We start from the raw sequence: 13,179 nt of genomic DNA on the forward strand, positions 1-13,179 counted from the left end.
CCGAACGGCCTACGGCTGCGCGCCGTGGAGCGAGGGGGCCCCTAGCGTCGAAGCGCGAGGTCAGAGATGGCTGGAAATGTTCCTTCCGGACGGGGCCTGCGGCCGTTCCCGCACCGGCCGAGGTGACGTCCCGTGCCTGTTCGCGGCGGGCGGTGGCGACGCACCACGTCGTCACCGCTGTCACAGCCCAAACCCAAGTTTCCGCCAACTCTCCGTCGGGCGGCCCTCCTTCGGAGCAGATGCGACCCCTTGTTCGAGTGTCGGGTCTGACCTCAGGTCGGTCCTTCGGGTACGGGTGTGACGCGCACCACCTGCCGTGGTGGCCGAGGGGCGGGATGCGGCGGCGGTGCCTGGTCAAGGGGCGACCAACCTGGCATTCCGCAACTACCGGCCAGTACCCCTGGTATGGCGCAATCCGCTCGGCCCGAACGTGCGCCCTGCCACCATCAACACCCATCGAAACTCCAGGCGTCCGGACTGCGGCGGGGGGCTGGCCATGGGGCTGCTCGGAAATGAGCTGGCGTTCGCGCACACGCTGACTCCCCAGGAGCGCGAGAGCGTCATGGGGCTCGGCAATCGGAAGCGCTACCCGGCCGACGCCCATCTCCTCACCGAGGGTGACCGATCCAGTCACGTCGTGATCATCATTCGGGGGTGGGTGACCGTGTCCGTGGCGACCGACCGTGGAGCCACCCGGCTGATACTCGGCCTGCGCGGCCCGGGCGAACTGCTCGGTGAGATGGCCGCGTTGGACCAGCACCCGCGCAGCGCCACCGTGCGCGCGCTGGGCTCCATAGAGGCCCAGGTCATATCCGGGGACGCGTTCCGTCGCTTTCTCGCCCTGCACCCCCGGGTCAGCGGTCTGGTGATACGCCAGCTCACCTCCCGACTCCGCAGCGCCGACCAGGAGCGGTCCGCGCTCGCCTCGCTCACCGTGCTCCAGCGCCTGGCCGGCCGGCTCGTCGAGCTGTCCGGCGCCGATCCCTCCGGCCCCTACGCCCCCTCGGACGCGAGCGGCCCGTCGAGCGGCCTCGCGGTCTCCGGCCCCGTCGTCCAACTGGCCCAGGACGAGCTGGCCGCCACGATAGGGGCCACCCGCGAAGCCGTCGCCAAGGCCCTGCGGCTGCTGCGCACCCAGAACATCGTGCGCACCGGCAACCGGATGGTGGAGATCCTCGACCCCGCGCTCCTCGCTCTCCTCGCGGACGGTCATCAGGAGTAGACCCACGCCTCGCCGTGTGTAAACGGCTACAGACGCCTCTCGTCCTCGGCCCGACCCTTGAGGGGTCGGCCCTCCGCGGACCACTGCGGTCGCCCAGCGCCCCGGCCACCTCCGCGGACCACCTCACCGGCAGGACGAACCATCTCTTCCGTAAGCGAACAGACCACGCAGGGGGCACGGGTGAACCACGACGCTCCGGAACTCACCGAAGCGCACTACGAGTTGGTGATCAGCGTCGACGCCAGACGTTCCGGCGCATACGACGACGTGGACAAGCCGCGCATGCGCGCCCGGATCTACCGGGTGCTGCAGACGGCCTTCACCCACGCCAAGGTGGCGCGCGACGCCGTGCACCTGGAGGACCGCGGCGACGGCGTGCTGGTGTCGGTGCCGGGCCGGATCGCGGCGAGCCGGCTGCTCGGTCTGTGGCTGGTCGAGGTGCACGAGAAGCTGCGGGACGAGAACCGTGATCTGGCCGTACCCCTCGGGCTGCGCATCGGCATGCACGTCGGCCCGGTCCGGCGCGACGGCCAGGGCATCAGTGGACGCGCCGTCGACCTCGCCTGCCGACTGGCCGACTCCTCCGTCGCCCGGCGACTCCTCGACGCCGAGAAGGCCGACCTCGTGCTGGTGACCTCCCAGTCCCTGTACGAGGACGTGGTCAGCGCCGGCGGAAAGTTCATCGAACCCGCGCACTACGCCCCGGCCCGGCTGGAGCTCAAGGAGGGAGAGGTCACCGCCTGGTTCCACCTGCCCGGGCGGCCCGCTCCGGAGATCCCCGAGGCCGCGCAGGCGCCTTCGTCCGCCGCCGGTTCCGCGCCCGCCGGCGGCGCGTACCAGGAGGAACGCGGCGAGGCGTTCGACGACGAGGGCGACGGCGACGAGGCGTACCAGGTCGTGGGCGACACCATGTCCGGTCACCGGCCCGCCCGTCCCGGCATCACCTACCAGGTGCGCGACGGCGACGTGAACCACAACCACGACAACACGTACCTGGGGAACGTCCACATCGGCCGGACCACCGACCCCGGCGCCGGGAACAGGAAGGGCTGAGCCGGGTGAGTGACGACGAGCGGGCGGGCGGCGGTGGCGGCGACGCCGTCGAGGAGCCGAGCGGGGGACCGTCGTCCGACGACGGCAAGAAGGCCGGGGACGGCAGGAAAGCCGGCGACGGCAGGAGGGCCGGGGACGACAAGAGGCAGGACCGGGAGGACAAGCGCGAGGACGACGAGGGCAGGTCCGACGACGAGAAGTCCGCCGACGACGAGGAGGCGGAGAAGGAGAAGGAACGGGAGCGCGCCGCCGGGCGGTTCAAGGCCTACACCCGTGACCCTCTCGCCGAGGACGAGGGCGAGGAGGGGCCCACCGATCTCGCCGCCGCCGCGCGCACCCGCCGGGCCACCCGGCTGCTGTTCGACGTCGGCGGCGACCTGAACCGCTTCGACCGCTCGTACTTCAACCGCGCCCACATCGGCGACAACATCAACCTGCTGCTGGGCTCCCGGCGCCCCGGCGCCGGCATGCGCAGCGGGCCCGTCCCGGAGGAGGAGCTGCGCAGGCTGCGCCGGGCGCACGTGGAGCCGGAGGGGTACGTACGGCTGCGCAACGCGCTGCGCGCCCGGCGCCTGCTCGTCCTCGGTGCCGCACCCGGTACGGGACGCACGAGTACGGCGCTCTCTCTCCTCGACGAGGTCACCGCCGCCACGGCGAACGGCACGGACGCGGCGCCCGTCGCACGCGTTCGCCGCGTCGACTCCGACGGCGGGGTACGGCAGTTGGCCGAGACGCTCGACGACGAGGGCGGCCAGACCTGGCACGGCACCGGCCATCTGCTGGAGCTCTCCCTCGACCGGCCCGGCGCGCTGCCCCCGGACGAGATGGACCTGGACGAACTCGCCGCCGCCCTGGCCCGCCGCGAGGCGTTCGCGGTGATCGTCGTCACCGTCGGCTCGGCGGCCAACCCGCTGCTGGCCGGGCGCTACGGCATGCTGTGCCCGCCCGCGCCCACCGACGAACTGCTCGCCACCCGGCTGCGCGAGCGGCTGGAGGAGCGCGTCGCCGGGGAACGCGCCGGGGAACGCGACGAGGACACGCCGCTGGAGGACCTGCTGGCCCGCGCGGAGGACCTCGCGGGCGGGGAGGAGGTCACGGACGCGGTCGGGCTGGACGATCTGCGCCCCGCCGAGGCCGAGTTGCTCGCCTCTCTGCTGGCCGGTCATGTGCTCGGGGACGTCTCCTACGACGATCTGCTGTCCGGCTGCCGCAGCATCGCCGCCGAGCAGGCCCAGGAGTGGTTCGCCGGAGTGGACCGGGCGCTGACCGCGCTCCCCGCCCAGCCGGAGCGGGCGGACCGGGGTGCGGTGCGGTCGGGGACGGCGACGCTGTTCCACCCGGTGGCCTTCCGGATCGCGCTCGCCGTGCTGGGCGGGGCCTCGCACAGCGCCGTGGCCACCGCCGCCCACCTGCTCACCTGGGAACTGTCGGTCCAGTCCGACCCCGACACCACCCCGGCCCGCCCGCTGTTCTGCGACGACCCGGAGGCCGACGTGGCGCTCTCCCGCGCCGCGCTGACCGACGGCAAGGTCGAGGTGGAGGGGCACGACGTGCCCGCCCGGCTGGTCTTCTACCGGGGCTCCGCCCTGCCGTCCGCGGTGCTGACCGAGCTGTGGGACCGGCACTTCCCGGTGCGGGCGCCGGTCGTGCGCTGGCTGCGGCAACTGGCCGACGATCCGCGCTCCCAGGTGTGGATGCGTGCGGCGGTCGCCGCCGGGGAGCTGTGTGTGCGCGACTTCGACCACGGCTACACCGAGCTGGTCCGGCCGCTCGCCGAGTCGACCGCGAACCGCCGGCTGATCTTCGCGGCCACCACGCTGGACCAGGCGGCCGGCCACGACTCGCACCGCAGGACGGTGCACAGGCTGATCGGCGACTGGAGCAGGAAGGGCACCGCGTCGCAGCGCTGGACCGCGGCGTGGGCGCTCGGCTACGGCAACGCCGCGGCCACGACGGACGACACCCTGGACGCGCTGGCCCGGATCGGGGTCCGCGACGAGGGGGAACTGGTCTCGGTCGCCTCCCACAACGTCGTACGGCTGCTGGTGCTCCCGGACGCCGGGGAGGTGCTGGCGCGGATGGCCGAGTGGACCCACCACAAGCGCGAGCCGTACCAGGACCTGGGTCTGGCGGCCACCGTCCGCAGCGCCCTGACGACGGTGGACGAACTGCTGATGGACCCCGACTCCCTGCTGGACGACTGCGACTCGCTGTGGGGGAACTGCGGGGACTGGCCGCTGGCGCTCGCCCTCGCCGCGATCCGGCCCGAACTCGTCGAGCCGATGGCGGACCTGATGTGGACCGCGCTGAACACCGCGCGGTCGAAGGACGTGGCGCTGGACGCGCTGGAGGAACTGCTGCGTTCGGCCGTGCGCAAGGACGGCACCGAGTGGACCCGGCCGGGGCTGGCGGCGCTGCTGCCCGCGCTGGCCACGGAGGAGCACGACCGGCGGCGGCTGGACTGGCTGCTGCGCCGAATGATGAAGGACCCGGAGAAGCCGCTCCCCGAACCGAAGGCGCGCGACCTGTGGTGGCTCGCCGTCGAACCGGAGGACAGGCCGCGCCAGGCAGGGCCGCGCCAGGACAGGACGCGTCGGGAAAGGACGCGCGAGGAGGAGAGGTATGGCTGAGAACGAGGACCAGGCGGCCGGCGCGGCGAGCACCGAACCGGTGGGCCCCGCGGGCCCGTTCCTACGGGACTTCGGCACGCCGGCGGACGGGTTCCCGAGGGTGAGTCCCCGCTCGGCGCTGGTGCAGTTCTACCGGAACGGCGGCTACACCGTGAAAAGGGCCTCCGGCGTCCAGCACGTCGACAAGCCGGTGCTGGCCCGGCCGCACAGCATCTGCGAGATCGCGCTCGGCACCTATGTGACCCCGCTCCAGATGGAACTGCCCGCCGCCGGCGGCACCACCTTCTTCAAGGCCGAGGTGGACATCGAGTGGTCCGTGACCGACCCCCATCTGGCCGCCCTGGAGGTCGTCACCGACGTCGCGGGCCGGCTCACCTCGCCGGTGCTGGAACGGCTGCGTGAGGTCACCACCAGCTACCGGGTGACCGAGGCCGAGCAGGCGAACCGGGCCATCACCCGGGAGTGCGCCGGCGGCCGCTGGGCCGACCTGGGGTCCGAACTCGGCCTGCGCGTGCGGCTGTACGTGCGGCTGCGGGTGGACGACCGGACCATCGAGCACGCCGACGAGGAACGGGACGCCCACGCGCAGGCCAGGGTGATCAGGCTGCGGCAGGAGTCGTACCGGCGCATGCTGCAGGGCGGGGAGCTGGAGCAGCTCAGCTTCATGCTGGCGGCCGATCCCGAGGGGGCCAAGGACTTCCTGGAGAAGATCCGCCAGGAGGGACGGCAGGACGAGAAGGACCGGGTCGCACGACTCTTCGCCATGGCCGCCCGCGGCGAGCTCGCCACCGTGGACGTGGAGACGCAGGTACTGAACCTCCTCAACCAGGGCGACGGGCGGCCCATGGTGGGCCCCATCGGGACGGTGCCCGCACGCCGGCCCCGGGAGCTGGAGGCGTCCGCCGACCGGCCCTTCAACCCGGACTGGGCGGCGGACGAACCCCCCAGGCGGCCGCCGCACCGGGCGGCGCCCGACCGGGGCGGGGCCGACCGGCACGGTTCCGGCGGGCGGGGACGCGACCGCGACGAGCCGTACCCGCGGGACGAGATCGCGTACGACGAACCGGGCCCCCGCACCCGGCGCCGCGCGGAGCCCTACGCGGCGGACGACCGCGACCACGACGACCGGCGTGCCCCTGCCCGGCGCCCGGCCCACCGGCCCGAGCCGTCCTACCCGCGTGACGACGCCGCCTACGACGAGCCGCGCGCCCGTGACGACCGGCCCCGGACCTACCGGTCCGAGCCGTACCACCCGGACGACGACGGCGACCACGACGACCGTCGTGCCGGAGCGCGGCGGCTGCCCCGTCGGCCGGAGCTCAACGCGGCGGGACCGGTCCCGGACCACGACCACGAGGATGGGTCGCGCTCCGGCGACCGGCCCCGGACCTACCGGCCGGAGCCCTACTACCCGGACGACGAGCGGGAGTGGGAGCGGCCGCGTCGCCGCAGACGTGCCGAGGACGACGGATGGTCCTGGGCGGAGGAGGATCGATGACCGCTGACGGCGCGGCACCAACTTCCCCCGACCCGGTCGTGCCCGTGCCGGACGGGGGTCAGCACTGTCACGACCGGGCGGGGGAGCGCATCGCCGAGCGGCTGCTGACCACGGTCCGCGAGGACCTCGGCCGCGCCGACTCCAAGGCGGCCGTGCTGCTGTCGGGGACGCTCGCGCTGCCCGCCTTCCTGGCCGGGTGGCGCGGCACTCCCGCCTGGGACGGGCCGGCCGACGTGACGCTGGTCCTGTCCGGGGTGCTCTGGGCCGTCGCGGTGGCCGCGCTGGTCGGGGCGCTGATGCCACGCACCGGCACGGTCCGTGGCGGGGCCGGGGTGACGTACTTCGGCGACCTGCTGGCCCAGGACGACCTCGTGGGGCTGTCCGCCCGGGTCAGCGAGGCCGGACGCGATCCGGCCAGGTGGCTCCTCGTCCAGGCCGTGGACGTCAGCTCGATCCTGTCCGCCAAGTACCGGGCCATCCGCTGGGGAGTGGCCTCGCTCGCCCCGTCGGCGGCGCTGGCCGTGGTCTGGGGACTGACCGCCGGTTGACCCGGACGGCGCGCGTGGCACGGGCGCACCACCGCACGCGCGCCAACGCACCACCGCACATGACACCGGCACGCACCAGGCGGGACGCCCGACGCGTCACCACCTACACGCCACACGCGAAGCACGAGCCACCGGCACGGACTTCAGCACGAACCTCAAGCACGAGCCTCAAGCACGAACCGCCAGCACCAACTTCACCAAGACCAAGGGGACGGCCGTGGGAAGAGTCACGGGAAGACGGCAGACAGGAAGGCCCCGGGTGCGCCGCGCCGCCGCCTCGACACTGGGCGGCACCGCGGTGTTCGTGTCCCTGTTGGCACCGGCCGGTCAGGATCCGATGCCCGCGGCGGACTCCACACCCCCGTTCCCGGCGGTCAACTACGCGGTGGCCGTGGACCAGTCCGCCAGCCTCGCGCCCGCGGACATGAAGGCCGAGAAGGCCGCCGCCAAACGGATCGCGCTCGGCGACGTCTCGTCGTCCTCGCATGTCACCGTCTTCGGCTTCGCCGCCGCCGAGGACGAGGACCAGCGCGCGGTGGACCCGGTGTGCCCGCGCACCACACTGGACGCGGCGGGCCGCGAGACGGTCGCCAAGTGCGTCGACAAGCTGCGCAGCCGCAAGGAGGGCGAGGGCACCGGCACCGACCTGCCCAGCGCGATCCGGCAGGGCGTGCACGACCTGACCGACGGCTCCGACGCCTCGGAACCCCGGGTGCTGTTCCTGCTGACCGACGGCCGGATGGACGTCGAGGACAGCCCCAAGTACGGCGATCCGGCGCACCGCAAGGCCGAGGGCGAACGGCAGTTGAAGGAGGCGCTGAAGGACGCCGCCGCGCACAACGTCCAGATCTGGCCGCTGGGCTTCGGCCCCGACCCGGACAAGAAGCAGCTCGACCAGATCGCCGCCGGCGGCTACCAGAAGGGCTGTGTCAAACTGCCCTCCGCCACCCCGAAGGCCCACAAGGTCTCCGGGGCCAAGGACGTCGGCACCACGCTGGAGAAGATCTTCGCCGCCGCCCACTGCCTGCGCCACGAGGAAGGACCCAGCAAGCGGCCGCCGGCCACCCTGGAGATCGGCATCTCCCCGCTGGCGACCGTGGGCAGCATCGTCGTCGACAAGGGCGACCCCGAGGTGAAGATCACCTACATCGACCCGGCGGGCGACCCGGTCCCCACCACCACCGGGACGTTCAAGAAGTCCCGCTTCGAGCTGGCGGGCGGCACCGGAACCGTCGAGGCGCTGAAGATCGTCGACCCGCTGCCCGGCACCTGGAAGGTGAAGGCCGAGGCCCCCGAAGGCCACCGCTCGCTGCCCGTCGCCGTCAGCGTGCTGTGGCAGGGCGAGCTGCGCGGCGCCATCACCATGGACCCGCCCTCGCCGCAGGCCGGCGAGAAGGTCACGGTGACGATGCGGTTGCAGACGCGTGAGGGCTACGAGATCGAGGACCCGCGCGACTACGAGGGGCTGCGCGTCCGCGGTGAACTGACCGGGGACGGCTTCTCCCCCCTGGCGATCGACCTCGCCGACGGCGGCAAGGGGCCCGACCCCGAGGCCGGCGACGGCTCCTTCACCGGCACCGTGACCGTCCCGCGGGACGCCGACGGAGCGCTCAAGGCGAGCGCCACCCTGACGGCCTCGGGGCTGCGCGCCGACACCCGCGACGAGGACAGCGTGGTCGCGCCCGGCGAACTGCCCGTCACCGCCGCGCTCGACCTGCCCGGCGCGGACACCAGCCCCGGCGGCACGGTCACCGGCACCCTCTCCCTGCGCAACACCACCGACACGGCGCACACCCTGAAGCTGTCCGTCGCCGACGTGCGGGACGGGCTGCTCTCCGTCGACCCCGCCGAGATCACGCTGAAGCCCGGCGAGTCCGGTACCCGGAAGGTGACGGTCGAGGTAGCCCCCGCGGGCGTCTTCGGCGACCGCCTCGGCGACGACGGACTGGACCTCGCCGGCACCGTCACCGTCGCCGACACCACCGACGACGACCGCACCCTGGTACGGGCGCCGCTCTCGGTGCGGGTCACGCCCGAGCCCGGGATCTGGGAGAAGTACTGGTGGGCGTTCGTCTCCGGCGCGGCCCTGATCGCCCTGGCCGCCGCGGCCCTCGTCGCCTGGCGGCGGGTGCGCCACCGCCGAAAGGACCCGTACGGCCTGATGCTCCAGCTCGTCTCGGAGGACGGCCGGGTCCTCAACGAGCACCCGGCAGGGCACGGCAACAGCAAGCAGTGGTACGAGTTCACCGTCGTCGAGGCCCATCGCAGCCCGCGCATCGAACGGCGCCCCCACGGCCAGTACGCCGTCCAGCGCAGCCGCGACGGCGGAGCGGTGCTGCGCAAGCAGGGCAGCGGCCGGATCCCGCTGCCCGCGAGCGGCCGGGTCCAGCTCACGGACACGCTGAGCCTCGCCCTCGGCGAGGACACCCGGCCGGGCCGGCAGGGCCGCCGACGGCCGCCCACCGCCGGGGCCACGGTCGGCGCCGGCTCCCCGGCGGGGCCCGGCGAGAGCGGGAACGACAGCCCCTTCACCTCGTACCTGTGACGCGCAATCCACGGACGTACCGAGCACGAACCTGCGGCCGCGCCGGCCGTGAAGCGGGGAGGAACCCATGAAGATCTTCCAGCCGATGCTCTTCGTCGGCCTGGGCGGCACCGGCGGTCTGGTCGGTGCCGAGCTGGAACGCAGACTGCGCGCCGAACTGTGCGGCCCGGACGGCATGGCGCTCAGCCGGCAGAGCGGGCACGCCCCGTTCCAACTGCCCGACTGCCTCCAGTTCGTGTACGCCGACTACAGCGAGAACGACCTGCAACGGCTGCCGCAGTTCAACGTGGACCCGTCCCTGCGGGCCGCGTACGCCCGCACGTCCCGGGCCACCCACAACCTGCTGCCGAACTTCGACGCCTCCCCGGAAGTGACCAAGATGCTGCGGGCGGTGCTGCGCGACGAGGTCGCCGACTGGCTGCCGCCGCGCGTCGACGAGCCCAAGGTCACCCCGCTGCACGCCGGCGCGGGCCAACTGCCGACCGTGGGACGGGCGGCCCTGTTCGCCACCCTCCGGCACGGACTCGGCCCCGTCCTGGAACCGCTTCTCCAGGCGATCGACGCCATCGCCAAGTCGGCGGGCGAGCTGAGCGAACTCGGCGGCGGCAAGGTCAACGGCTGCGACGTGTTCGTCGCCTTCTCGGTGGCCGGCGGCACCGGCGCCGGCATCTTCCTGGACTACCTGCACCTCATCAACCACGCCTTCCAGCTGCGCCGCTTCGACGGCGTCAAGATCTACCCGCTGGTCGTCATGCCGTCCTCGTTCGGCGCCGCCACCGGCGGCGGGCGCGAGGCGGAGCTCAACGCCGCCCGAGCACTGGTCGACCTGTTCCGGCTGGTGGACACGCAGAACGCGCCGTCGGAGGGCCACGAGATCGGCGATCTCGACCAGGAGCTCGGGCTCGGCATCCGCTACCCGGGCTACACCCCGATCCGGCTGCGCACCGGCATCCTGCCGACGGCCTTCCTGTTCAGCCCGACCGCCGGCATCCGCCCGGACGACCTGCGCCGCTCCATCGTCTCGCTGGTGATGTCGCTGATCGGCACCGAGCTGGGCGACGGCCGCTCACAGGGCCGGAAGATGGCGGCCGACGACGACTACCAGACCTTCGCCGCGAGCTTCATCAACCGGGGCGTGCAGCGCAGCGCGGTGTCCCCGACCGGGATCGGCCGGCAGGGCGTCTCCACCAGCCTGGTCGCCTCCATGACCGCGCCCATGGACCAGCTCGCCGATCTGGTGGCCGGCCGGCTGCTGCGGCTGGCGGTCACGGATCTCGTGGAACAGCCGCGTGCGGGGCTGCGGGACGAGGCGGTGCCGATGATCCGGCAGCTGTTCGCCGACTCCCACCTCGAAGAACTCTGGGAACGCGAGCAGTTGCCGGTGCCCGAGCCCGATCCGCTGCCGCGCGGCGGCAGGAACATCGAGCAGGCGCTCGGCGAACGCATCGCGGACATGCAGCGGCTGCTGGCCGACCTGCGCGGCCAGGCGGAGCGCGCGGCCATCGCCATGGCCGACCGGTTCGCCCCGCGTCCCGCCGTCGAGAAGCTGCTCCAGACCGTGGACCCCTTCCTCGCCGAACGCATCGTCAGGGGCGTCCCGGACAGCGACGAGCCCATCGCCCGGCTCGGCTTCCTCGGCATGCTGGACGCCCGCGCCCGCAACCCGCAGCGCCCGTCCGGGTTGACCGAGCAGCCGCCCAAGATCCCCCGCATCAAGGGGCAGCTGGGCGGCCTCGCCCCGGCCCGCTGGGGCGACGACGACGTGCAGGCGGCCCTCCAGGAGCAGGACGCCTGGTACCAGTGGCGCTCCCGCATGATCTGGCACGAGGCATGGCGCGACCAGCAGCAGCACTGGCAGCCGCAGGCCGACGCGGCCGGGACCGACCTCGGGCGGCTGGTGAACGCCTTCCGCAGGCACAGCGACCAGGAGAACAAGACCGCCCAGCAGAAGGCCCACGAACTGTACGAGGACCGCACGGGCATCTCGTATCTGCTGCCGCCGCAGCGCACCCTCAACCACTTCTACGAGGACGTGGTCGTCCGGCTGGTCCGCCGGGAGGGGCTGCGCGAGAACGACGACGAGGCGGCGCTGCTGCTCAAGCTGGTCGACGGGGACACCTGGCGCCAGGTCCACGCGATGAGCCGGCGCGACCCGGAGGGCGCGGTGGCCAGGGTCAAGGGCCGGCTGGAGGCCCGGATCACCCGCCTGTTCGCGGAGAGCGGGGCGCATCTGGAGGAGCGGCCGCTGCTGCCGTCCATGGGCACCCTGCTGGCCGCGGCGGCGGGCGACGCGGACGCCAAGGACCAGGTCAGCAAGGAGGCGCTCGACCTGTTCGGCCGCAAGCTGACCGGACTGCTGCCGGTCGGGTTCACCCCCGAGGGCACCGGACTGCTGCGGGTCCTGGTGACCCATCCCCGGGTGCAGGCCGTGGAGGAGGTGCAGGAGTTCCTCGGCAAGACGCTGCGGCTGCCCGCGGACGCGAAGAACTCCGTGGAGTACCGGGGCGTGGAGAGCGACTCGATCACCGTGGTCCTCTTCCGCAGCGAGATGAGCCTCACCCAGGTGCCCGAGGCCCGCAAGGTGCTGCGCCAGTGGGCCCGCGCCAAGGACAACGAGCAGGCCCAGGACGTGCTGCGGTGGCGGCAGCGGCTCGGCTGGCGGGACAGCTGGATGGTCAGCGGGGAGGAGGACCGGCGCGTCATCCTGCACCGCCTGCTGTGCTGCATGTGGAACGGCCAGGTGGACGTGGTGGACGGCGACCCGGCCTCCCCGGACCGGATCCGACTGCGGCTGCACCCCGAGAAGGACGCGCACGTTCCCGGCGTGCGGCTGCGGCTCGGGGACTACCCCGGCGGCGTGTCCAGTTGGGCCGAGCTGCTGCGGTCGTACGAACGCTGGACGGTCCTGGACGACGAGCGGATCGTCGAGGACTACTGCCGCGAGCTGATGGGGGCTCAGCCGCTCGGCCTCGCCCGGACCGGCAGCGAACCGCATCCGCTGTTCGTCGACCTGGTCGAGAAGGTCGCCCCGCGTCAGCTGGAGCTGCTGGCGGAGCGCCGGGAACGGGACGGTGAGCGGGTCGAGGGCTGGGTGCGCCCGCTGTGGGAGTTCTGGGCGGAGACCCTCCCCGCCGCCCTGGACACCGAGTTCGGCGACCAGCGCGCCGTCCAGCCGACCCTGCGCACCCTGCTGGAGCACGTCCGCGGCGGCACCCCCACCGACCCACGCACCCGCGAGGGCTTCCCGGCACCCCGGCGCCCGGCGCCCGACGATGACGACTGGGGCACCGGCCCGGTCACACCGCGCGCCAGGACGCGTGACGACGACTACGACAGCCAGTACGGCGGTCACGGCAGGTCGTCGGGTGGCGAACGCGGTGCGGGGGATGGGGAGGACGGGGACGGCTGGGGCTCTCGCCGTGACGGTGAGGCCGGGGCCCGTGCGGGTGGTCGGTACGACGAGTACCGCGATCGCGGGGATCGCGGGGATCGCGGCGGCCGTGAGGAGTATGACGGGCGCGGTGGCGACCGTCGTCGCGACGACTACGACGATCCCGATCCGGACGACCGCCGTGGCGGGGAGGACCCCGACCGGCAGGGGGGTCGACGACGCGCGCCGTGGGACGACGGTGAATCGGGCGGTACCGGCCGTCGCGCCCCCTGGGACGGTGACGCGCAGTGAG

7 protein-coding genes are annotated in these 13,179 nt (G+C 73.3%); all 7 read left to right on the plus strand.

Annotation, left to right across the window (positions count from 1 at the left end):
- Positions 1-496 precede the first annotated feature (496 nt).
- The 7 genes from ABZ078_RS28325 (at position 497) to ABZ078_RS28355 (ending at position 13,178) form a co-directional block, all read left to right on the plus strand.
- Positions 497-1,222, plus strand: a complete 726-nt coding sequence (locus ABZ078_RS28325; RefSeq protein WP_356579773.1) for a Crp/Fnr family transcriptional regulator — start codon at positions 497-499, stop codon at positions 1,220-1,222.
- A gap of 180 nt (positions 1,223-1,402) precedes the next feature.
- The gene (locus ABZ078_RS28330) at positions 1,403-2,275 is read left to right on the plus strand and encodes a hypothetical protein (RefSeq protein WP_356579775.1); all 873 of its coding nucleotides are present in this window, start codon (positions 1,403-1,405) and stop codon (positions 2,273-2,275) included.
- 5 nt (positions 2,276-2,280) lie between these two features.
- Positions 2,281-4,905 (plus strand): hypothetical protein, encoded by a 2,625-nt coding sequence (locus ABZ078_RS28335; protein WP_356579777.1) that lies wholly within the window; start codon positions 2,281-2,283, stop codon positions 4,903-4,905.
- A complete protein-coding gene (locus tag ABZ078_RS28340) occupies positions 4,898-6,403 on the plus strand; it encodes a hypothetical protein (RefSeq protein ID WP_356579779.1) in 1,506 nt (501 codons plus the stop codon). Before ABZ078_RS28335 ends, ABZ078_RS28340 begins: the two co-directional genes overlap by 8 nt.
- Positions 6,400-6,951, plus strand: a complete 552-nt coding sequence (locus ABZ078_RS28345) for a Pycsar system effector family protein (protein WP_356579780.1) — start codon at positions 6,400-6,402, stop codon at positions 6,949-6,951. Before ABZ078_RS28340 ends, ABZ078_RS28345 begins: the two co-directional genes overlap by 4 nt.
- A 259-nt stretch (positions 6,952-7,210) precedes the next feature.
- Positions 7,211-9,496, plus strand: a complete 2,286-nt coding sequence (locus tag ABZ078_RS28350) for a VWA domain-containing protein (RefSeq protein WP_356579782.1) — start codon at positions 7,211-7,213, stop codon at positions 9,494-9,496.
- A gap of 67 nt (positions 9,497-9,563) precedes the next feature.
- Entirely contained in the window at positions 9,564-13,178 is a 3,615-nt protein-coding gene (locus ABZ078_RS28355) for a tubulin-like doman-containing protein (RefSeq protein ID WP_356579784.1), read from the plus strand.
- Position 13,179 lies beyond the last annotated feature (1 nt).

The sequence above is a fragment of the Streptomyces sp. NPDC006385 genome (genome assembly GCF_040612485.1).
Lineage (GTDB): Bacteria > Actinomycetota > Actinomycetes > Streptomycetales > Streptomycetaceae > Streptomyces.

What these genes read in the sequence shown, in the direction of transcription:
- ABZ078_RS28325 (WP_356579773.1), top strand. Translation starts at nt 497, where the DNA reads ATGGGGCTGCTCGGAAATGAGCTGGCGTTCGCGCACACGCTGACTCCC.
- ABZ078_RS28340 (WP_356579779.1), top strand. Translation starts at nt 4,898, where the DNA reads ATGGCTGAGAACGAGGACCAGGCGGCCGGCGCGGCGAGCACCGAACCG.
- ABZ078_RS28345 (WP_356579780.1), top strand. Translation starts at nt 6,400, where the DNA reads ATGACCGCTGACGGCGCGGCACCAACTTCCCCCGACCCGGTCGTGCCC.
- ABZ078_RS28355 (WP_356579784.1), top strand. Translation starts at nt 9,564, where the DNA reads ATGAAGATCTTCCAGCCGATGCTCTTCGTCGGCCTGGGCGGCACCGGC.